Raw genomic sequence first — 19,486 nt, 5'->3', positions numbered from 1 at the left:
CAAGAGATCATGAGCAAGAAGAACGTCTTCCAGTTCCTCGACCTGCCGCGCACCATGCCGCAGCGCATTCCTTTGGAACTGCGCACCTCCGGCGACTGGAGCGAGTTGTACGGCAAGTTCGACAAGCCCGATGCGCAGTACCAGGCCGGACGCTGCCTGGATTGCGGCAATCCGTACTGCAGCTGGAAATGCCCGGTGCACAACGCCATTCCGCAGTGGCTGCAGCTGGTGCAGGAAAACCGCATCACCGAAGCGGCCGAACTGTGCCACTCCACCAATCCGCTGCCGGAAGTGTGCGGCCGCGTCTGCCCGCAGGATCGCCTGTGCGAAGGCGCCTGCACCTTGGAGGAATTCGGCGCCGTCACCATTGGCGCGGTCGAGAAGTTCATCACCGACACCGCACTGGCCGCGGGCTGGCGACCGGATCTGAGCGATGTGCAGGCCACCGGCAAGCGGGTAGCGGTGATCGGGGCGGGTCCGGCCGGCATCGGCTGCGCGGATCGGCTGGTGCGCGCCGGCATCCATGCGGTGGTGTTTGATCGCTACGAGCAGATTGGCGGCTTGCTGCAGTTTGGCATCCCGACCTTCAAGCTGGAAAAGAGCGTGATCGCCAAGCGCCGCGAAGTGCTCGAAGGCATGGGCGTGGAATTCCGCCTGGGCGTGGAAATCGGTCGCGACATCACCCTGGAACAGCTGCTGGAAGATTTCGATGCGGTGTTCCTGGGCACCGGCGCCTACCGCTATACCGATGGCGGCCTGATCGGCCAGGATCTGGAAGGCGTGCTGCCGGCGCTGCCGTTCCTGGTGCAGAACGGTCGCATCGTCGGTGGCAATGACCCCTGGGGCCGGCCGATTGCCGGCTGGGAAGACAAGCTGGCGGTGCCGGATTTGGCTGGCAAGCGCGTGGTGGTGCTGGGCGGTGGCGACACCGGCATGGACTGCGTGCGCAGTGCGATCCGCCTCGGCGCCGCGCGGGTGACCTGCGCCTATCGTCGCGATGAAGCCAACATGCCCGGCTCGGCGCGCGAAGTGGCCAATGCACGCGAGGAAGGCGTGCGCTTCCTGTTCAATCGCCAGCCGCTGGCCATCGAAGGCGATGCCGACGGCAAGACCATTGGCGTGCGGGTGGTCGAAACCCGCCTGGGCGAGCCGGATGAGCGCGGTCGCCAGAACGCGGTGCCGATCGAAGGCAGCGAATCGCTGCTGGACGCGGACGTGGTGATCATCGCGTTTGGCTTTTCACCGAGCGTGCCGGAATGGCTGGCCTCGGCCGGCGTGCAGGGCACGCCCAACGGCCGCATCGTCGCCGGTGGCGATGATCGCCTGCCGTTCCAGACCCATCACCCCAAGCTGTTTGCCGGGGGTGATGCGGTGCGTGGTGCGGATCTGGTGGTGACGGCGGTGGCCGAGGGACGGGATGCGGCGGGCAGCATTGCGCAGCTGGTGCTGCGCTAAGCGCGAAGAGCGCCCCCATCCCAACCTTCCCCCGCAAGCGGGGGAAGGGGCAAGAGTGGGGGCAGACGCTCGCGCGGAGCCCGACTTACTCAGCCGCGCCCAGCGTCGCCATATCAATCACGAAGCGATACTTCACATCACCCTTGAGCATCCGCTCATAGGCCTCGTTGATCTCGTCCATGCGGATCATCTCGATGTCCGAGACGATGCCGTGGCGCGCGCAGAAGTCCAGCATCTCCTGGGTTTCGCGGATGCCGCCAATCAATGAGCCTGCCAGCGAGCGGCGCTTGAGAATCAGGTTGAACACGTTCGGCGAGGGATGCGGTGTGGCCGGCGCGCCGACCAGCACCATGGTGCCGTCACGCTTGAGCGTGGCCAGCAACGCGTCCAGATCGTGCGGCGCGGCCACGGTGTTGACGATGAAGTCCAACTGGCCGGCCTGCGCCGCCATCTGATCCGCATCGCGCGACACCACTACTTCGCTGGCGCCCAGGCGCCGCGCGTCGTCGCGCTTGTTGGCCGAGGTGGTGAACAACACCACGTCGGCGCCCATCGCCTTGGCGATCTTCACCGCCATGTGGCCCAGGCCTCCCAGACCGACCACGCCGACCTTCTGGCCGGGGCCGACCTTCCAGTGCGCCAGCGGCGAATAGGTGGTGATGCCGGCGCACAGCAGCGGCGCGACCGCGGCCAGCTGCGCTTCGTCGTGGCTGATGCGCAGCATGTACTTCTCATCGACCACGATCTGGTCGGAGTAGCCGCCGTAGGTGTTATGGCTGCCGCCGAAGATCGAGCCGTTGTAGGTGCCGGTGAAGCCGTTCTCGCAGTACTGCTCTTCGCCGTCCGAGCAGGACGCGCAGGTGCGACAGCTGTCGACGATGCAGCCCACGCCGGCCATCTGGCCGACCTTGAAGCCGGTGACCGCCGAGCCGACCGCACTTACCCGGCCGACGATTTCATGGCCCGGCACGGACGGAAACAGCGTGTTGTTCCACTCGTTGCGGGCGGTGTGCAGGTCCGAATGGCAGACACCGCAGTAGAGGATTTCGATCTTGACGTCGTTCGGGCCGGGCTCGCGGCGTTCAAACGAGAACGGGGCGAGGGCCTGATCACCGGACAGCGCGGCGTAGCCGTGGGCGTGGCTCATGGGGAGATCTCCTGGTGGGGTGACGCATTTTAGGCCTCGGGTGTGTTGCAGTTGCGACGGGGTCTATCCCATTAGTCCGCATTGCTTGCCTTAAACTCCAGCGACCTCCTCCAAAGGGTTACGCGATGCGCCTGGGCCTGGCGGCGAACCGCCTGCATCACCACACCGAAGACGCTGCCCTGTTCCGCTGGCTGCGTGCCTGCGAACCGGGCATCCGCGAGCTGCAACTGGGCCTGCATGCGGTCGGCCGCACCTACGACGCCATTGCCGCCGCCGGCATGCTGCGCGGCCACGATGTGTTGAAGCGCTATCCCTACGGTCGCGACGGCGGGTTGATGAAACTGGTCGCCGAAGTCGTCGGCATGGAAGGCGCCGAGCGCCATCTGGATGGCGCCATCTACCTGATCGATCCGGTCGACCCGTCCTCGATTTTCCCCGAGGCGATTGCGCTGAAGCGGCAATGCGTGATCCATGGCAAGCCGTTCCTGTCGACGGTGGCCTCGGCCCGCGACTGGGTGGAAATGGAGCGCCTGCATGCCGGGCTGCCGGCGGATCGCGGTGCGGATGTCTTCCACGCACTGGAATCGCAGACCCTGGCGCTGATTGCCCACGATGCGATGAAGCCGCAGATGATCGCCTTTGCCGGCGAACATTTCGACGTGCTCTCGCGCTTCGCCCATCGGGTGGCCACCGGCACCACCGGCCAGCGGCTCAATGAACTGGCCTGGAGCCGCGGCTGGCCGCAGGATCGGCCGTGGGCAGAGCGCTACCAGAGCGGCCCGATGGGCGGCGACGCGCAGATTGCCGATCGGGTGCTGGAGCGGCGCTGCCAGCGCGTGATCTTTTTCGAAGACCCGCATGTGGCGCGCCAGCATGAAGCCGACATCCAGTTGCTGGAGCGGGCGGTGACGACGGTGACCGATGAAGCCGTCTGCATGACCTCACCGGCGGTGGCGCGGCGCTGGTGCGTGGCCGCCGAGCTGCGCAAGCCATGAGCCGGTTTTTTCGCGACCTGTCGGTCTCCGCCATCGCCGCCGGCTTTGTCACCGTGCTGGTGGGCTTTGCCAGTTCGGCGGTGATCGTGTTCCAGGCCGCGCAGTCGCTGGGCGCGACGCCTGAGCAGATCAGTTCGTGGATGTGGGCCTTGGGCCTGGGCATGGGCGTGACCTGCATTGCGCTCTCGTTGCGCTATCGCATGCCTGTGGTGACCGCCTGGTCCACGCCCGGCGCGGCGATGTTGATCAGCAGCGCGGCCGGCCTGCCTCTGAGCGAAGCCATCGGCGCGTTCCTGATCTCGGCGGCGTTGATCACGGTGGCCGGCTTCTCGGGCATCTTCGAGCGGATGATCAGCCGCATCCCGGTGTCGCTGGCCTCGGGCATGCTGGCCGGCGTCTTGCTGCGCTTCGGCCTGGATGCGTTCGTGGCCATGAAGACGCAACTGGCGATGGCGCTGACCATGTTCGTGGTCTACCTGCTGACGCGTCGCTGGCTGCCGCGTTACGCAGTGATCCTGACCCTGCTGGCCGGCATTGGCTTTGCTTCGGCGCTGGGGTTGCTGCATACGCAGGGCCTGCACTGGCAACTGGCCAGGCCGAATTTCATCATGCCCGGCTTCTCGCTGGCGGCGCTGTTCGGGATTGCGCTGCCCTTGTTCGTGGTCACCATGGCGTCGCAGAACGTGCCCGGCGTGGCGGTGATTCGCGCCTCGGGGTATTCGATTCCGATTTCGCCCGTCATCGGCTGGACCGGGCTGACCAACCTGCTGCTCGCGCCATTCGGCGCGTTTGCGTTGAATCTGGCGGCGATCACTGCGGCAATCTGCATGGGTCGTGAGGCACACGAGGATGCGCAGCGACGCTACGTGGCGTCGGTGGCGGCCGGTGTGTTCTACGTGTTGGTTGGTTTGTTCGGCGCTACGGTGGCGGCCTTGTTCGCCGCGTTCCCCAAGGAATTGATCATGGCCATTGCCGGCATCGCGCTGTTGGGCACGATCGGCAACAGCCTGGCTGCCTCGCTGCGCGATGAGCAGCAGCGCGAGCCGGCGCTGATCACTTTTCTGGTCACCGCCTCGGGCCTGTCCATCGCCGGTATCGGCTCGGCGTTCTGGGGCTTGATCGCCGGTGCGCTGACGCTGTTGTTGTGGAAGCGTGCAGCTTGATGTGCACGGATCTCCACGTGGCTTAATGAAGCCTGCTTGCGAGCAAGCCTCTCGTCCTGTTTTCACCTGCGGGTGATCGCCGGCTGCCTAGCATCGGTTCACCCCAATGCAGGAGTGCTTCATGCGCAAGCCATCGACCCTACGCAACGCCTTGCTGATTGGCCTGCTGACCGCCACCCCGCTGCTGGCACAGGCGCAGGCCGCCGATCCGGCCAAGGCCGCGCTGACCGAACCGCAGGTGCGCGCGCTGCTGGCCGAACAGGGCTATACCCGCATCGATGATCTGGATTTCGAAGACGGCATGTGGGAAACCGATGCCACCAGCGCCAACGGTGATCGCGTGGACGTGCGCGTCAACCCGGCCACGCGCGACATCAAGGCAGAAAAGTTGGTGTCCAAATTCAGCGAGAACGACATCAAGGCCAAACTGGCCGCCGCCGGCTATTCCAAGGTGCATGACATCGATTTCGACGATGGCGTCTGGAAGGCCGAGGCCGAGCGCGCCGACGGCAATGACGTGGAGATCCATCTGGATGCCACCACCGGTGCGGTGATCCACGTCGAAAACGATTGACGGCGGGAGGCCGGAGTCGTGCGTGGTGGCGCGGCTCCGGCCTGATGCGAATGCGGTGTGCTGACAGTCCGCTGGCGGGTCAGTGATGCGGCGCCGGCGCGCGGGCAAAGCGCCAGGCCACCAGCCAGCCCACGAACAACAACACCGAGGCCAGGATCCACGGTGCGCCCGGCACATGCGCCGGCGCGCTATCGCCGATGAACCAGCCAAAGGTGCCGGCGAACATCAGCGGGCCGAAGATGCCGGCCAGGCTGACCAGGCTCATCAACGCACCCTGGATGCGCCCCTGCACGTCGGCGCCCACCTGGCGCGTGATCAGCGCCTGCGTGGCAGGACCGGCCAGGCCCCACAGCGCGCTGATCGGCAAACCGATCAGGAAGATCCAGCCCACATCCGCCAGGCCGTAGATGAAGAAGCCGACCACGCCGCAGGCCAGGCCAAACAACAGCGTGCGGCGCTCGCCGAACTTCGGCACCACCTTGCCGACCAGTCCGGCCTGCACGATCACGCTGAACACACCGACCAGGGCCAACACCCACGCCACCTGCCGCTCGTTCCAGCGGTACTGGTACTCGGCAAACAAGACGAACACGCTGGGATAGACGTAGTGCGCCAGGTTGGCGATCAGCACGACGGCCGCCAGGCCGAACACCTGCGGGTAGCGCTTGAGCAGGAACAGCGAGCCGATCGGATTGGCATGCGACCAGTCGAACTTGGGCGTGCGCTTTTCTTTGGGCAGCGACTCAGGCAGCACGAACCAGCCGTAGAGGAAGTTGAGCAAGGCCAGGCCGGCGGCGAACCAGAACGGAAGCCGCAGATCGATTGCGCCCAACTGCCCGCCAATCACCGGGCCGATGATGAAACCCAGGCCGAACGCCGCGCCGATCATGCCGAAGGCCTTGGCACGCTGGTCCGGCGGGGTGATGTCGGCGATGTAGGCATTGGCGGTGGTGAAGCTGGCCGAGAACACGCCGGAGAAGATGCGCGCGATCAGCAGCCAGGGCAGCGATTGCGCCAGCGCGATCAGGATGAAGTCCACGCCCAGGCCGAAGCAGGACAGCAGGATGACCGGGCGGCGGCCGAAGCGATCCGACAGCGCACCCTGGATCGGCGAGCAGACAAACTGGATGGCGGCAAACAAGGTGCCGAAGATGCCGACCCACCACGCGGCCTCGGCAAAGTCACCACCCACGAACTCGCGGACCAAGCCGGGCAGCACCGGGATGATCACGCCGAACGAGAGGATGTCGATCAGGACGGTGATGAAAATGAAGATCAGCGCGGCACGGCGGCCGCTGACAGCCTGGGTTTCTTGGGTCACGGGCAAGGGTTCTGATCGAAAGCGGGGCAGTGTAGTCGATGGACGGCGGCCGTGCGGCGATTACGGCAGTGGCAGCAGGCGCACGCGTTGGCCGAGCCGATGCTGGGCGCCGGGGGCCAGCACGATGACGTCATCACCGGCATTGGCCACTTCGATGCAGACGAACTCACGCCAAGCCGTGTCCGGCACGTCGGCCATCGCCGCCGCACCGACGGCGCCCGGATTCCAAACCACTAGGGTGCGGCTGCCCTCGGTGTCCAGTTCGATGCGACGACCCTGCGCCGGATCGTGCAACACGAAAGCACCGCCGTCGGTGGCGTAGAGGCGATCGCAGCGACCCGGGTCGCGCGCCTCGTCCAGGCGCCAGTCGCCGGCCTGCCGGTAGGCCCCACCGTCGAGCTTGTCGGCGTAGGCAAGACCGTCCACACCATGCAGGCGCAGTTGCATGGCGTCGCCCACCGCGAAATAGCTGTGCAGGGCCTGGGTGAATTCAACGGCCTGGTCGCCGGGGTTATCGGTGATCAGCGTCTGGCCCAGTTCGGCACCGATGTGCAGGCGCTGGCGCAGGCGCAGCGGCGTGCGCGGATCGGCGGGCAGGGCGAGATCCACGACCACGTCGCCGTTGTCGGTTTCGACCGCATCGACCCAGCGCCACTGCGCCAGGCGCGCGTGGCCATGCTGCACGGCATCGGCAGGCTGGCCCTGCTTGCCGAAGTACGGCCAGCACACCGGCACACCGCCACGGATGGCCGAAGGCGCGCTGCGCGTGATCGGCGAGAGCCATAACACCTCCGCCTGGCCATGCGGCTGCCAGGCAAGCAGCTGGCCGCCTTGTGAAGAAATCACCGCCGTCGCCTTCTCACTGCGGATCACCCAGGCCGGCACGCCCTGCCATTCGGTCAGTTCAACGGAGAAGGAAGGCGCAGAGTCGTTCATGGCGAGGCATTCGGTGGCAGGACGGGCGGGCCGGCGCGCTCGAGCGCGAGCAGGATCTTTTGGCCGGCGCGGCCATCGGCTGGCAGCAGGCCAAGTTGGATCTGTTCGCTCTGGATCGCGCGCCGGGTCTGGTTGCCGATCATGCCATCGGCCGCGCCGATGGCGTGACCACGTGCCAGCAACAGGGTTTGCAGGTGTTTGCGCTGCTCGCGCGACAAACCGGGATCGTCGGTAGGCCAGGCGGTGATCAGGCCCGCGCCACCACGCAGGCGATCCGCCAGCAGGGCGATGGCCAGGGCATAGCTCTCGGCGGCGTTATAGGCGTAGATGGCGTCGTAGTTGCGGTAGACCAGGAACGCCGGACCCTCCACGCCCGTGGGCAGCAGCACCGAGGCCGCAGCATCACTGGGCAACAGCGGCACGCCGTCGGCGCGGACAACGCCGCGTGCCAGCCAGTCGCTCAAGGGTCGTCGCTTCGTGCGACCGGCCAGGCTGGCATCGAAGCCGGCAGGCAGGCGCACTTCGTGGCCCCAGTCCTGACCGGTGCGCCAACCGGCCAATTGCAGATAACGCGCGGTAGAGGCCAGTGCATCGGGAATGCTGGCGACCAGATCACGGCGGCCATCGCCATCCTGATCCACCGCCACGCGCGCGTAGGTGGATGGCATGAACTGGGTATGCCCGAAGGCGCCGGCCCAGGAACCGGTCAGGCCTTCGGCGCGCAGGTCACCTGCACCGAGCAACTGCAACAAGGACAGGAACTCGCCGCGGAAGTAGGCCTGGCGACGCCCGAAGCACGACAACGTCGCCAGTGACTGCCGCAACGGACGCTTGCCGAACACGCGTCCGTAGTCGCTCTCCACGCCCCACACCGCGACGATGGTTTCAGCATCGACGCCCGATTGCGCCGATACCCGGGTCAGCAGATCCCGATGCAGCAGCAACTGCTCGCGACCGTCGCTGACGCGCTGCTCATCCACCAGCCCGGACAGGTAATCCCATAGCGGCGTGGTGAACTCCGGCTGCGCGTCGAGCAGATCCAGCACGCTCATGTCCGGCGCCAGGTCGGCGGTGTAGCGGTCGAAGTCCGCCGCGCCCACACCCTGGGCCGTGGCGCTGCTGCGCAGCGATTGCAGGCAGCGATCGAAGATCGGATCGCGCTGCACGTTGACCGGCGGTGGCGTTGGCTGCACCGGCGCGATCACGGTCGAGGACGTAGCGGGTGGCGAGGGAAGCGCCGGCGACACCGCGGGTGAGACCGGCGCCTCCTGCGCCGCAAGCAATGCAAACCAGAGCATGGACTTCATCGACGGCCTCCCTGGCCTGGGGGAGTCCTTACTTTGCCGCGTGTTGAAGCGCTTTGCGACCGCCTTGTGGCGGCGTCATCCGAACGTGTTCAGCGATGTGTTCCATCGACGTAGTACCAGCGACCTTCGCGCCGGACGAAGCGGCTGCGTTCGTGCAGGCGCACCGCGCTGCCGCCGCCGATGCGATAGCGGGCGACGAATTCGACCTCGGCGGTGTCCTCGCCCGTGCTGCGGTGATCCTTGATGTCCAGACCCAGCCAGTGGGTTTGCGCGCCTTCGCCGTCGAAGCCGAGGTCGTCGGGGCAGGTGGCGGGATCCCAGCTGCTGCGCAGGTAGGCTTCGTCACGCAGCACGTAGGCGCTGTAGCGTGAGCGCATCAGGGCGAGTGCGTCGGCTGCGGGTGCGCCTGCGTGCAGTGGGCCGCAGCAGGCGGTGTAGGGCTTGCCGGTGCCGCAGGGGCAGGGATTCGGGGAGGTCGGTTTCATGGTGCGGATGGATGGCCGGGTTCGGGGCTGGCTCTAAACAGACGAATGTCTGGTCAGCCCCGACCCCGGCAAACTCTCAGCGCTTGCCGCTCTCAAGAAAGCGCAGGAACTCCGAACGCGTGCGCGCATCCTCGCGGAACTCACCCAGCATCTTCGAAGTGACCATGCTCACGCCGCGCTTGTGCACGCCGCGGGTGGTCATGCACTCATGCGTGGCTTCGATTACCACGCCCACGCCGCGCGGCTGCAGCACATCCTGGATCGCCTGGGCGATCTGCGCGGTGAGCTTTTCCTGCACCTGGAAGCGGCGCGCATACACATCCACCACGCGCGCCAGCTTGCTGATGCCCACCACCTTGCCGCTGGGCAGGTAGCCGACATGGGCGCGGCCAATGATCGGCGCCATGTGGTGCTCGCAGTGGCTTTCGAACTCGATGTCGCGCAGCACGATCATCTCGTCGTAGCCGGCCACTTCCTCGAAGGTGCGCGCCAGGTATTCACGCGGGTCCATCTGGTATCCGCTGAACCAGTCGCGGTAGGCCTTGGCCACGCGCTTGGGCGTATCCAGCAGGCCTTCGCGCTGCGGATTCTCACCCGCCCATTCGAGCAAGACGCGGATGGCGTCTTCAGCCTGCGCCTGCGAGATCTTGCCGGAGGGGTCGTTGGGTTCGCTCATCGTGGTACTCCCGTGCGGGGCAGCGATGTTAACGCATTGCGGCGCGGCAGGTTTCGGAAGCTGACCGGCCGCACGCTATCCTGTGGCGATGAAGCTGCTGATCCTCACCTACGGCACCGAGGGCGATACGCGCCCGCTGGCCGCGCTGGGGCATGCCCTGATGCAGGCCGGCCACACAGTGGAACTGCTGGGCGACGCCTCCACGCTGGGCATCGCGCGATCGCTGGGTGTGCCTTGCAGTGCATTGGCAGGCGACATCCGCGCGACGCTGGCAGCCGAAGGTGGCATGCGCGACATCAACCGCAACCTGGCCCGGCTGGCCACGCAACGCAGCGCCGAGTGGATGCGGCAGGCGCTGGAGCATGGAAGCGATTGCGATGCGCTGATCGTGTCCGGGCTGGCGGCGTTCGTCGGCCTGTCCGCCGGCGAAGCGCTGAATGTGCCGGTCATTGGCGCCATGCTGATCCCGATTTCGCCGACCCGCGAGTTCGCCACGCCGTTCCTGCCTTTCGCCGTGCCGCAAGCGTTCAACCGCGGCAGCCACCAGCTGTTCAACCAGCTGACCTGGGCGATCTTCCGCAAGGCGACCAACCGTGCGCGCGCCGATGTCGGTTTGCCGCCGCGCAAGTCGCTATGGCAAACGCATCCAGTGTTGTACGGCATCTCCCCTGCGCTGGTGCCGCGACCTCGGGACTGGCCGGACAACGCGCAGATCTGCGGGCAATGGATTCCGCCGGCGGAAGCGCAAGGCTGGACAACGCCGGATGAGCTGGTGGCCTATCTGGATGCCGGCGAGCCACCGATCTATATCGGCTTCGGCAGCATGGCCGGCTTTGACCATGCGCGCCTGCTGGAGGCGGTGGTTGGCGCCGTAGGCTCACGGCGCGCGCTGTTCAATGCCGGCTGGAGCGGCATCGATGCAGGCCGATTGCCGGCCAACTTCCACGCCGTCGGCCATGTGCCACATGACTGGCTGCTGCCGCGCGTGGCGATGGCAATCCATCACGGCGGATCGGGCACCACCCATTCGGCCTGCCGCGCGGGCGTGCCGTCGATCATCGTGCCGTTTGCCGGCGACCAGTTCTTCTGGGGTGGACGCCTGCGTGCCGCCGGGATCATGCGCGAGACCTTGAAGGGTTCATCGATCACTGCCACGCAGTTGTCGCGTGCGATTGAATTTGCCGATACCGATGCGGCACGCATGTCGGCTGCTCGCCTGGGAGAGAGCATGCGACAGGAGGATGGACTGGCTGAAGGTGTGCGGTGGGTGGAGCGGTACGCGCGTAGCTGATTCAGGCGTTCGTCGTTGGTGGCAAAGTCACCCTCGCCTGCAATCCGCCGCCATCACGATTGCTCAAGCTCAGTGTTCCGCCCAGTGCCTGGCTCAACTGCTGCGCAATCGCCAGCCCCAGGCCGGTGCCACCGGTGCTGCGGCTGCGCGAGCTTTCCAGACGATGGAACGGTTGCAGCACGGCCTTCAGTTGATCCTCGGGAATGCCGGGGCCGCGATCCAGTACTTCGATGGCAACGCCACCGTCGGCCTGCTGGCGTAGCCGCGTTTCAGCACTACCGCCATAGGCAAGCGCGTTGTCGATCAGGTTCTGCACGATCCGGCGCAGCACCTGGGGATGAGTCTGCACTGACGCGCTGGCGCCTTCGATGCGCTGTACCGGTTTGCCGGTGTCCTGATAGTCAGCGACCACGCTGTCCAGAAAGGACGGCAGATCCAGGCGCACTGATGGCCCCAGGCTGGCATGCGCCCCGCGTGCGTAGTTGACGCCCTCGCGTACCAGCTGGCTGATCTGCTGTACGTCTTCCAGCAGACGCGCCTGCTCCGGCGTTTCTTCCATCGCATCCAGGCGCAGGCGCATGCGGGTGATCGGCGTCTGCAGGTCATGCGAGATGGCCGCCAGAATCTGCGTGCGCTCTGCCACATGTGCGCTCACCCGCGCTTGCAGGGCGTTGAGCGCGGTGGCGGCGCGGGCGACTTCGCTAGGCCCTTCCTGCAGCAACGGCTGGCCGGGCTGCGCCGGGTCCAGCCGGTCTGCAGCATCCGCCAGGCGCGCCAGCGGGCGCGTGGCCAGACGCACGGCCCACCATGAGCAGCCCAGCAGCAGCAAAACCTGTGCGGCCAACACCCACGGCAGCCAGCGGGCGATCGGCAGCGGCGCTGGCGTGACCTCGATGGTCAATGGCTGACCATCGGCCAGGTTCAGTTCCACTTCGAAGCGTTCCGGTGAAGCGCCAACCGCGCGCGGACGCAACGCGTAGCGATGCATCAGCGCATCATCGATCAGCGCCGTCACCTGGCGCGCGCGATCGCTGGCCAGCGGTGTGCCTGCCCGGGCGGGCCGCAGCAGGTAGCGATACGTACGTCGCTCCAGTTGCGGCAGCCACTGCGTTCGCTCGGTGGCGGGCAGATGTTCCAGCAAGGCCACGCTGACCGGGATGTCCTGCTCCAGGTTGGTCAGCATCATCGAGCGCGTGGCGCTGGCGCGTTCGTAGAACAACAAGGCGAACGACAGGGCATGGGCGAGCAACAGTCCGCCGGCCAGGGTCAGCAGGATCCGCGCCGACAAGGTACGTGGCAACCAGGAAGGACTGAGCGCGGCAGATGCGATGCTCATGCGTCATCGCCGATCAGGGTCACGGCCTGACTGAAAACATAGCCTTCGCTGCGCACGGTCTTGATGTAGGTCTGCTCGCGCGCGCCATCGCCCAGGCGCTGGCGCAGGCGACTGACCAGCAGATCGATGGAGCGGTCGAACAGTTCCGCCTCGCGGCCCTGGGTCAGGCTCAGCAGCTGGTCACGGCTGAGCACGCGCTGCGGATGATCGATGAACACCCGCAGCAGGCGGAACTCCGCCCCGCTGAGCGGATAGGCCGTTCCGCCCTCATCGAGCAGATGCCGCGCGGTCGTGTCCAGCTTCCATTGGCCGAATCCGATCAGTCGTGTCGCCTCGCTGACCTGCAAATTCGGCGGCAGCATGCGTGCGCGCCGGATCACGGCGTTGATGCGGGCCAGCAGTTCGCGCGAGGAGAACGGTTTGATGACGTAGTCGTCCGCGCCCATCTCCAGGCCGATGATGCGATCGGTCTCGTCATCACGTGCCGTCAGCATCACCACCGGCACCGCGCGATGCTTGCCGGCGCGAAGGTTGCGGCACAGGGTGAGCCCGTCTTCGCCCGGCATCATCACGTCCAGCACGATCAGATCGACATCGCTGGCCTCCAGCGCCGCGCGCATTTCGCGACCATCGGCGGCGAGCGTGACCCGCAGGCCGTTCTTGCGCAGGTAGTCGCCCACCATCTGGCGGATGTCACGGTCGTCATCGACAACCAGGATGTGATCGGTGGGGGTCATCGTGTACTCGGGCTCCGGGCGAGCCCACGCAAATGGGGGCTGAGGAGATGGTAGCGCGCAGCCAGCGCGCGCGAGCCTGGCTTTGTATGCCAAAGCGTCCGCCGGCGCCGTGGATACATTCCGATACAAATCCCCCGCTTCCCGGACACGCAGCCGATAAACCGGCGGCGCGAAATGGCCTCCGTCGCCAACGGGCCCTTCCGCTGGCATGAACCTGAAAAAGGAAGCGCCATGCAGACTCCGTCCTCCCTCCCCCAAAAAACCGCCCTCGTCTTGGGTGGTTCCCGCGGCATCGGCGCCGCCATGGCGCGCCGGATCTCGCTCCTGCGCTTCGGACCCATGCTGCTGGCGATGGCCGGCGCCATGTCCGGCCAGGCGTTTGCCGCGGAAACCCCGGCAAGCCTGCCGCCACCGTTGCTGGCCACCAAGCACGTCGAGGCCGGCGATCTCGACATCGGCTACGCCGAGCTGGGCCCGGCAGGCGGCGAGGTGATCATCCTGCTGCACGGCTGGCCCTACGACATCAACAGCTACGCGGCCGTCGCCCCGCAACTGGCGGCAAAGGGCTATCGCGTGATCGTGCCGCACCTGCGCGGCTACGGCAGCACCCGTTTCCTGTGGGCGCAGACGCCGCGCAACGCGCAGCCGGCGGCGCTGGCCTCGGACGTGATTGCGTTGATGGACGCGCTGAAGATCGAACGCGCGACGCTGGCGGGCTTTGATTGGGGCGCGCGCTCGGCCGACATCGTCGCGGCGGTATGGCCGGAACGGGTCAAGGCGCTGGTGTCGGTCAGTGGCTATCTGATCGGCAGCCAGGAAGCCAGCAAGAAGCCGCTGACGCCGCAAGCCGAGTTGCAGTGGTGGTACCAGTTCTACTTCACCACCGAGCGCGGCCGCGCCGGCTACGCCCAGTACACCCACGACTTCGCCAAGCAGATCTGGCAGCTGGCCTCGCCGCAGTGGAAGTTCAGCGATGCGGAGTTCGATCGCAGCGCCGCCGCGCTCGACAACCCCGATCACGTCGCCATCGTCATCCACAACTACCGCTGGCGCTTGGGTCTGGCAGAAGGCGAGGCCAAGTATGACGCGCTGGAAAAGCGGCTCGCGCAGGGTCCGACGATCAGCGTGCCGACGATCAGCATCGAAGGCGATGCCAATGGCGCGCCCCATCCGGCGCCTGCGGCCTACGCCGCCAGGTTCACCGGCAAGTACCAGCACCGCACCTTCACCGGCGGTGTCGGCCACAACCCACCGCAGGAAACCCCGGCCGAGTTCGTGCAGGCCGTGATTGACGCCACCCGTCTCTAGGGAGCCGACATGTTCGACTACGCACTCGCCATCGCCGCCGGCATGGCCACGATTCTTTCGCCGTGCATCCTGCCAGTGTTGCCGATCGTGCTGGCCACCAGCGCCGGCCGTGGCCGGCGCGATCCGCTGCTGATCATCGCCGGCTTTGTGGCGACGTTCGCTGCCGGCGGCGTGTTGATTGGTTGGTTGTCGGCCTCGTCCGGTGAGCTGCAGGGCCACATCCGCACCGCTTCCATCGTGGTGCTGCTCGTCGCCGGCCTGGCGTGTTTCTGGCCTGCACCGTTCGACTGGCTGGTGGCGCGCGTGCAGCAATGGCGTGCGGGACGTGCCTACGTTCCCACGCAGGCGAAGGAACCGCGCGGTGGATGGGGCCTGCTGCTGGTAGGCGCATCGCTGGGGCTGGCATGGACGCCGTGTGCGGGTCCGGTGCTGGCTTCGGTGTTGTCGCTGGCAGCCAGCTCGCAGGCACCGACACATGCCACCGCCCTGCTCGCGCTGTACGCCATCGGCGCGGGCCTGCCGATGTTGGCCATCGCCTATGGCGGCCACTGGGTCACCGCCCGCCTGTCATTCCTGCAACGCCGTGCCGTGCTGATCCGACAGCTGTTTGGCGCTCTCGCCGTGGCTGTCGCGCTGCTGCAGTTGTTCCAGTACGACGTGCTGGTGTCTGCCTGGGCCACGCAATGGCTTCCCTCCGTTTCCCAAGGATTGTGATCATGAAGTTCTTCAAACCCACCGTGACCCTGCTCGCGGCCTGTCTGTTTGCTTCGGCGTGCTCGCCCAACGTGGCGGCCGATCCGGTAGAACCCAACCACACCTCACCCGCGCCGATGGCGCCGGAGTTCACCGGCATCGGCCAATGGATCAACAGCACGCCGCAGACCCTGCAGCAGCTGCGCGGCAAGGTGGTGCTGGTGGAGTTCTGGACCTACTCCTGCATCAACTGCATCCAAGTGCTGCCGCATACCAAGGCCTGGCACCAGCAGTACGCCGACGATGGCCTGGTGGTGATCGGCGTGCACACGCCCGAGTACGGCTACGAGAAATCGTTGCCCAACCTGCAGGCGGCGGTGAAACGCTTCGGCATCAGCTATCCGGTGGCGCAGGACAACGACTACCGCACCTGGAATGCCTACAACAACCGCTACTGGCCGGCGCTGTACTTGATCGATCAGGACGGCCGCATCGTCTACCAGCACTTTGGCGAAGGCGAGTACGAAGCGACGGAGGCGAAGATCAAGCAGCTGCTGGCTAAGCGGCCTGCGCCTTCTTCCACTCCCGCGGCGAAGCGCCCAGCTGCGCCTTGAACGCGCGCGACAGCGCGGCTTCACTGCCGTAGCCCACGTCCGACGCAACGACCTTGAGCGGCTTGCCGTTGCGCAATGCCTGCTGGGCCAAGCCGACACGCCAACCCTGCAGGTATTGCCCCGGCGTCATGCCCAACGCGTCGCGGAAGCTGTTGGCGAACACGGTGCGCGACATGCCGGCCGCAGTGGCCAGCGCATCCAGCGTCCAGTCCTTCGCGGGTGACTCATGCATCGCCACGATGGCATTGCGCAGACGTGGGTGCGACAGGCCGGCGAGCATGCCGCCCTTGACGTCGCCGGTTTCCATCAACTGGCGCAGCACCTGGATCATCACCACTTCGAACAAGCGGTTGACCAGCGCGCTGCGCCCGCAGCGTTGGGTGAAGGCTTCTTCGAACAGCAGCGCCAGTACTTCGCTGGCGCCGTGGATCTCATCCAGCGGCAGGCAGATGACCTCGGGCAAGGCCGCGCAGATCGGGTTCTGCGCGCCGCCTTCGAAACGCACGTTGGCGCAGGCCATGTCGGCACCGCTGTCGGCATCACTGACAAAGCGATGGGTGGTGGCGCGCGGATACAGCAACAGGCTGGGCTCAGCGATCTGCAGCGAGGTGTTGCCATGGAAGACCTCGAGCGGGCCGCGCTGGATCAGATGCAGCTGACCCAGGCCTTCCTCAGCCTCCAGGGTGTTGATGCCGCACAGCGCGCCGGCGTGGAAGACCTGGGCAGTGACCGAAAAGCGCTCGAGCAGGACGGCGAGGCGGTCGACCATCTTCGTACTCCAAATCAAGTTTTCTGGACTCTACATCATCTTGCGTACGGGTTGGGCGCGCAAAGTACACCTCACCGGACGGCACCCCGCCGCCCCGCCCTCCCAGAAAGGAACCCGCCATGTCCATCGAGAAAGTCCTCTACACCGCCACTGCCACCGCCACCGGCGGCCGTGAAGGCCAAGCCACTTCGTCCGACGGCGTGCTGGCCGTCAAGCTGTCCACCCCGCGCGAGCTGGGCGGAGCCGGCGGCGACGGCACCAACCCCGAGCAACTGTTCGCGGCCGGCTACTCGGCCTGCTTCCTCGGCGCGCTGAAGTTTGTCGCAGGCAAGCAGAAGGTCGCCCTGCCCGCCGAGACGACGGTCACCGGCAAAGTCGGCATCGGCCAGATTCCCACCGGCTTCGGCATCCAGGCCGAACTGACCATCAGCGCGCCGGGCGTGGACCGCACGCAGCTGCAAGCGCTGGTCGACGCCGCCCATATCGTCTGCCCTTACTCCAACGCCACGCGCGGCAACATCGACGTGTCGCTGGTCATCGCCGAATAAGCCCCCTGGCCACCCCACAGGAACCTTCGCCATGAACCTGATCACCCGCGCTATCGCCGCCAGCCTGCTGGCCGTCGCCACCCAGGCCGCCTTTGCCGGCAACGTACCCAGCTCGGTACCCGAGCCGGTCGCCGTTGAACGCACCGCCTCGTACATCACCACTGCCGACGGCGTGCAGCTGTACTACAAGGATTGGGGCCCGAAGAACGGTCCGGTCGTCACCTTCAGCCACGGCTGGCCGCTGTCCTCGGACAGCTGGGAATCGCAGATGATCTTCCTGGCCTCGCAGGGCTATCGGGTAATCGCGCACGATCGCCGTGGCCATGGCCGCTCCAGCCAGCCTTGGGATGGCAACGACATGGATCACTACGCCGATGACTTGGCCACGGTGATCAACACCCTGGATCTGAAAGACGTCACCCTGGTCGGCTTCTCCACCGGCGGCGGTGAGGTGGCGCGCTACATCGGCCGCCATGGCACCACCCGGGTCAAGAAGGCCGTGTTGATCAGCGCCGTGCCGCCGCTGATGCTCAAGACCGCCGACAATCCCAACGGCCTGCCGATTGAAGTGTTCGACGGCATCCGCGCCGGCCAGCTGGCCAATCGCTCGCAGCTGTATCGCGACATCCCGTCGACCATCTTCTACGGCTACAACCGTCCCGGCGCCAAGCCCTCGCAAGCGCTGATCGACAGCTGGTGGGCGCAGGGCATGCAGGGCGGTCACAAGAACACCTACGACTCAATCGCGGCGTTCTCGGCCACCGACTTCCGCGGCGACCTGAAGAAGTTCGACATCCCGACCCTGGTGATCCACGGCAGCGACGACCAGGTGGTGCCGATCGACATCTCCGGCAAGGCCTCGGCCGCGTTGATCACAGGCGCCAAGTTGCTGGTCTATCCGGGCGCGCCGCATGGATTGACCGATACGCACAAGGATCGGGTGAACCAGGATCTGCTGGCGTTCCTGCGCGAGTAAGCCGTCAACCATCCGAAACAGGGGTCGGAGTAGTCTCTGACCCCTGTTTTGCCGTTTCTCGCGCGTAGCATGAGCCCATGATCCCTGGCCGCTCCCGCACCGCGATCACCGTTGTAGGTACACCCGAACGGAGGATGGCCCATGCAACTGCAACGGATCTATTCGAGCTGGGAAGCGGTCAAGGAAGCCACCGGCACGCCGTCCAGCCGCAAGCGCAAGGTGTGGCGTGAGGTATTGGCCAGGCGGCCGGCCATCGCCTACTGGGGCGACTCGTGGTTCAGCACGCCGCTCTACAAGAACCTCTACTGGCACAGCTTCAGCCGCATCGACGGCATCTCGCTGCGCCTGGGCGGACCCGGTAGGACCGCAGCCAAAATGATCACCGAGGCCGAGTGCCGCGACTATGCCGAGCGCTTCCTGTCGCGCGAGTTCGATCTGGTCTGCCTGAGCATCGGCGGCAACGACTTCCTGGATGCACGCTTGGAAAAGATGTTCCGCAAGAGTCAGCGCATGTCGCCGCAGGAAGCGTTTGAACACGTGGTAAATCTGGGCACCTTTGAACGCTTGCGCGAGATTTATTTCACTGCGATGACCGAGCTCAGCGCCGTCGGCGGCAACTTCAAGGTGGTGGGCCATGGTTATGCGCCGATCCAGCGCATCGGCGAGCGGGGCAAGACCGACATCAAGAATCTGGGCCTGGCCGCGCCCTTGATCGGCAATGTCGGCCCGTGGTTGTGGCCGACGATGCAGCGCGTGCTCGCCTCTCCGGCGGAAGCGCGGACCTTCGCCCATTCATTGCTGACCGATGGCTTCCGGGATCGCGTGCTGGCACCAACGGCCAAAAAGTTCCGTCCGCTGTTTTCCTTCGTCGACTTCAACCGGGTGCCGGAGGCACAGGAAGAGAGCTTTTGGTATGACGAGATCCATCCGACCGAGGCGGGATTTGCGGTTCTGGCCAATCCATACAACGCTGCCATCCGCGAGGCGCTGCCTGCGACCAAGCGTGCTGCGGTCGGCTAGTTCGCGGGCGCCTCGCTAGTCAGTTTCGTGGCTCAGTAGAAATACCCAGCGCCGGCTGGGTGGTTTTACGCTGGCTGGCCCATGCCCTGCGCGCCTACGTTCTGCGTTCGCGCCGCCCCCGCGGCGCGCACTGAC

20 protein-coding genes are annotated in these 19,486 nt (G+C 66.2%); 11 read left to right on the top strand and 9 right to left on the bottom strand.

Annotation, left to right across the window (positions count from 1 at the left end):
• Nucleotides 1-9 precede the first annotated feature (9 nt).
• Nucleotides 10-1,455, top strand: coding sequence for an FAD-dependent oxidoreductase (locus B5X78_RS09500; RefSeq protein WP_079724157.1), 1,446 nt, complete (start codon nt 10-12; stop codon nt 1,453-1,455).
• Nucleotides 1,456-1,540: 85 nt separating this feature from the next.
• Here the strand turns inward: B5X78_RS09500 and B5X78_RS09495 are convergent, their stop codons facing one another.
• Entirely contained in the window at nt 1,541-2,602 is a 1,062-nt protein-coding gene (locus B5X78_RS09495; protein ID WP_079724156.1) for an NAD(P)-dependent alcohol dehydrogenase, read from the bottom strand.
• Nucleotides 2,603-2,727: 125 nt separating this feature from the next.
• Between B5X78_RS09495 and B5X78_RS09490 the strand changes: the two genes are divergently transcribed.
• From B5X78_RS09490 to B5X78_RS09480, 3 genes are all read left to right on the top strand, one after another.
• Nucleotides 2,728-3,597, top strand: coding sequence for a methylglyoxal synthase (locus tag B5X78_RS09490; protein WP_079724155.1), 870 nt, complete (start codon nt 2,728-2,730; stop codon nt 3,595-3,597).
• A complete protein-coding gene (locus B5X78_RS09485; protein ID WP_079724154.1) occupies nt 3,594-4,760 on the top strand; it encodes a benzoate/H(+) symporter BenE family transporter in 1,167 nt (388 codons plus the stop codon). The genes B5X78_RS09490 and B5X78_RS09485 overlap by 4 nt, the downstream gene beginning before the upstream one ends.
• A gap of 121 nt (nt 4,761-4,881) precedes the next feature.
• Nucleotides 4,882-5,334: a PepSY domain-containing protein gene (locus tag B5X78_RS09480; protein WP_079724492.1), complete on the top strand. Its 453-nt coding sequence runs from the start codon at nt 4,882-4,884 to the stop codon at nt 5,332-5,334.
• Between the two features lie 79 nt (nt 5,335-5,413).
• Here the strand turns inward: B5X78_RS09480 and B5X78_RS09475 are convergent, their stop codons facing one another.
• From B5X78_RS09475 to folE, 5 genes are all read right to left on the bottom strand, one after another.
• The gene (locus B5X78_RS09475) at nt 5,414-6,661 is read right to left on the bottom strand and encodes a TCR/Tet family MFS transporter (RefSeq protein WP_079724153.1); all 1,248 of its coding nucleotides are present in this window, start codon (nt 6,659-6,661) and stop codon (nt 5,414-5,416) included.
• A gap of 54 nt (nt 6,662-6,715) precedes the next feature.
• Nucleotides 6,716-7,591 carry a D-hexose-6-phosphate mutarotase gene (locus B5X78_RS09470; RefSeq protein WP_079724152.1) on the bottom strand — a complete coding sequence of 292 codons (876 nt, stop codon included), beginning with the start codon at nt 7,589-7,591 and terminating at the stop codon, nt 6,716-6,718.
• A complete protein-coding gene (locus B5X78_RS09465; RefSeq protein ID WP_079724151.1) occupies nt 7,588-8,889 on the bottom strand; it encodes a lytic murein transglycosylase in 1,302 nt (433 codons plus the stop codon). The genes B5X78_RS09470 and B5X78_RS09465 overlap by 4 nt, the downstream gene beginning before the upstream one ends.
• A gap of 98 nt (nt 8,890-8,987) precedes the next feature.
• Nucleotides 8,988-9,383 carry a YchJ family protein gene (locus B5X78_RS09460; protein WP_079724150.1) on the bottom strand — a complete coding sequence of 132 codons (396 nt, stop codon included), beginning with the start codon at nt 9,381-9,383 and terminating at the stop codon, nt 8,988-8,990.
• Between the two features lie 76 nt (nt 9,384-9,459).
• Nucleotides 9,460-10,059 carry a GTP cyclohydrolase I FolE gene (gene folE, locus B5X78_RS09455; RefSeq protein WP_079724149.1) on the bottom strand — a complete coding sequence of 200 codons (600 nt, stop codon included), beginning with the start codon at nt 10,057-10,059 and terminating at the stop codon, nt 9,460-9,462.
• 88 nt (nt 10,060-10,147) lie between these two features.
• Between folE and B5X78_RS09450 the strand changes: the two genes are divergently transcribed.
• A complete protein-coding gene (locus B5X78_RS09450) occupies nt 10,148-11,350 on the top strand; it encodes a glycosyltransferase (RefSeq protein WP_079724148.1) in 1,203 nt (400 codons plus the stop codon).
• 1 nt (nt 11,351) lies between these two features.
• Here the strand turns inward: B5X78_RS09450 and B5X78_RS09445 are convergent, their stop codons facing one another.
• Both B5X78_RS09445 and B5X78_RS09440 read right to left on the bottom strand, forming a co-directional pair.
• Nucleotides 11,352-12,686, bottom strand: coding sequence for a HAMP domain-containing sensor histidine kinase (locus B5X78_RS09445; RefSeq protein WP_079724147.1), 1,335 nt, complete (start codon nt 12,684-12,686; stop codon nt 11,352-11,354).
• Nucleotides 12,683-13,423, bottom strand: coding sequence for a response regulator (locus B5X78_RS09440; RefSeq protein WP_079724146.1), 741 nt, complete (start codon nt 13,421-13,423; stop codon nt 12,683-12,685). Before B5X78_RS09440 ends, B5X78_RS09445 begins: the two co-directional genes overlap by 4 nt.
• Nucleotides 13,424-13,696: 273 nt before the next feature.
• Between B5X78_RS09440 and B5X78_RS09435 the strand changes: the two genes are divergently transcribed.
• From B5X78_RS09435 to B5X78_RS09425, 3 genes are read left to right on the top strand one after another with little or no spacing between them, the layout of a single operon-like run.
• Nucleotides 13,697-14,731 carry an alpha/beta fold hydrolase gene (locus B5X78_RS09435; protein ID WP_229730892.1) on the top strand — a complete coding sequence of 345 codons (1,035 nt, stop codon included), beginning with the start codon at nt 13,697-13,699 and terminating at the stop codon, nt 14,729-14,731.
• A 9-nt stretch (nt 14,732-14,740) separates the two neighbouring features.
• Nucleotides 14,741-15,445, top strand: a complete 705-nt coding sequence (locus tag B5X78_RS09430) for a cytochrome c biogenesis CcdA family protein (protein WP_079724144.1) — start codon at nt 14,741-14,743, stop codon at nt 15,443-15,445.
• Between the two features lie 2 nt (nt 15,446-15,447).
• Nucleotides 15,448-16,038 carry a thioredoxin family protein gene (locus B5X78_RS09425; protein WP_079724143.1) on the top strand — a complete coding sequence of 197 codons (591 nt, stop codon included), beginning with the start codon at nt 15,448-15,450 and terminating at the stop codon, nt 16,036-16,038.
• Here B5X78_RS09425 and B5X78_RS09420 read toward each other — a convergent pair.
• Nucleotides 15,983-16,807, bottom strand: a complete 825-nt coding sequence (locus tag B5X78_RS09420; protein ID WP_079724142.1) for an AraC family transcriptional regulator — start codon at nt 16,805-16,807, stop codon at nt 15,983-15,985. The genes B5X78_RS09425 and B5X78_RS09420 overlap by 56 nt on opposite strands.
• Nucleotides 16,808-16,926: 119 nt before the next feature.
• Between B5X78_RS09420 and B5X78_RS09415 the strand changes: the two genes are divergently transcribed.
• The 3 genes from B5X78_RS09415 (at nt 16,927) to B5X78_RS09405 (ending at nt 19,351) form a co-directional block, all read left to right on the top strand.
• A complete protein-coding gene (locus B5X78_RS09415; protein WP_079724141.1) occupies nt 16,927-17,355 on the top strand; it encodes an organic hydroperoxide resistance protein in 429 nt (142 codons plus the stop codon).
• Between the two features lie 31 nt (nt 17,356-17,386).
• Nucleotides 17,387-18,331: an alpha/beta fold hydrolase gene (locus B5X78_RS09410; RefSeq protein WP_079724140.1), complete on the top strand. Its 945-nt coding sequence runs from the start codon at nt 17,387-17,389 to the stop codon at nt 18,329-18,331.
• Between the two features lie 141 nt (nt 18,332-18,472).
• Nucleotides 18,473-19,351 carry a hypothetical protein gene (locus B5X78_RS09405; RefSeq protein WP_079724139.1) on the top strand — a complete coding sequence of 293 codons (879 nt, stop codon included), beginning with the start codon at nt 18,473-18,475 and terminating at the stop codon, nt 19,349-19,351.
• Nucleotides 19,352-19,486 lie beyond the last annotated feature (135 nt).

Origin of the sequence: Pseudoxanthomonas indica, from assembly GCF_900167565.1 — a bacterium.
Classification (GTDB): domain Bacteria; phylum Pseudomonadota; class Gammaproteobacteria; order Xanthomonadales; family Xanthomonadaceae; genus Pseudoxanthomonas_A; species Pseudoxanthomonas_A indica.
Note: the sequence above shows the minus strand (reverse complement) of the source record. Positions and strands in the feature narration are given on the sequence as shown.

What these genes read in the sequence shown, in the direction of transcription:
- B5X78_RS09500 (WP_079724157.1), top strand. Translation starts at nt 10, where the DNA reads ATGAGCAAGAAGAACGTCTTCCAGTTCCTCGACCTGCCGCGCACCATG.
- B5X78_RS09495 (WP_079724156.1), bottom strand. Translation starts at nt 2,602, where the DNA reads ATGAGCCACGCCCACGGCTACGCCGCGCTGTCCGGTGATCAGGCCCTC.
- B5X78_RS09490 (WP_079724155.1), top strand. Translation starts at nt 2,728, where the DNA reads ATGCGCCTGGGCCTGGCGGCGAACCGCCTGCATCACCACACCGAAGAC.
- B5X78_RS09485 (WP_079724154.1), top strand. Translation starts at nt 3,594, where the DNA reads ATGAGCCGGTTTTTTCGCGACCTGTCGGTCTCCGCCATCGCCGCCGGC.
- B5X78_RS09480 (WP_079724492.1), top strand. Translation starts at nt 4,882, where the DNA reads ATGCGCAAGCCATCGACCCTACGCAACGCCTTGCTGATTGGCCTGCTG.
- B5X78_RS09470 (WP_079724152.1), bottom strand. Translation starts at nt 7,591, where the DNA reads ATGAACGACTCTGCGCCTTCCTTCTCCGTTGAACTGACCGAATGGCAG.
- B5X78_RS09465 (WP_079724151.1), bottom strand. Translation starts at nt 8,889, where the DNA reads ATGCTCTGGTTTGCATTGCTTGCGGCGCAGGAGGCGCCGGTCTCACCC.
- B5X78_RS09460 (WP_079724150.1), bottom strand. Translation starts at nt 9,383, where the DNA reads ATGAAACCGACCTCCCCGAATCCCTGCCCCTGCGGCACCGGCAAGCCC.
- folE (WP_079724149.1), bottom strand. Translation starts at nt 10,059, where the DNA reads ATGAGCGAACCCAACGACCCCTCCGGCAAGATCTCGCAGGCGCAGGCT.
- B5X78_RS09450 (WP_079724148.1), top strand. Translation starts at nt 10,148, where the DNA reads ATGAAGCTGCTGATCCTCACCTACGGCACCGAGGGCGATACGCGCCCG.
- B5X78_RS09445 (WP_079724147.1), bottom strand. Translation starts at nt 12,686, where the DNA reads ATGAGCATCGCATCTGCCGCGCTCAGTCCTTCCTGGTTGCCACGTACC.
- B5X78_RS09440 (WP_079724146.1), bottom strand. Translation starts at nt 13,423, where the DNA reads ATGACCCCCACCGATCACATCCTGGTTGTCGATGACGACCGTGACATC.
- B5X78_RS09430 (WP_079724144.1), top strand. Translation starts at nt 14,741, where the DNA reads ATGTTCGACTACGCACTCGCCATCGCCGCCGGCATGGCCACGATTCTT.
- B5X78_RS09425 (WP_079724143.1), top strand. Translation starts at nt 15,448, where the DNA reads ATGAAGTTCTTCAAACCCACCGTGACCCTGCTCGCGGCCTGTCTGTTT.
- B5X78_RS09420 (WP_079724142.1), bottom strand. Translation starts at nt 16,807, where the DNA reads ATGGTCGACCGCCTCGCCGTCCTGCTCGAGCGCTTTTCGGTCACTGCC.
- B5X78_RS09415 (WP_079724141.1), top strand. Translation starts at nt 16,927, where the DNA reads ATGTCCATCGAGAAAGTCCTCTACACCGCCACTGCCACCGCCACCGGC.
- B5X78_RS09410 (WP_079724140.1), top strand. Translation starts at nt 17,387, where the DNA reads ATGAACCTGATCACCCGCGCTATCGCCGCCAGCCTGCTGGCCGTCGCC.
- B5X78_RS09405 (WP_079724139.1), top strand. Translation starts at nt 18,473, where the DNA reads ATGCAACTGCAACGGATCTATTCGAGCTGGGAAGCGGTCAAGGAAGCC.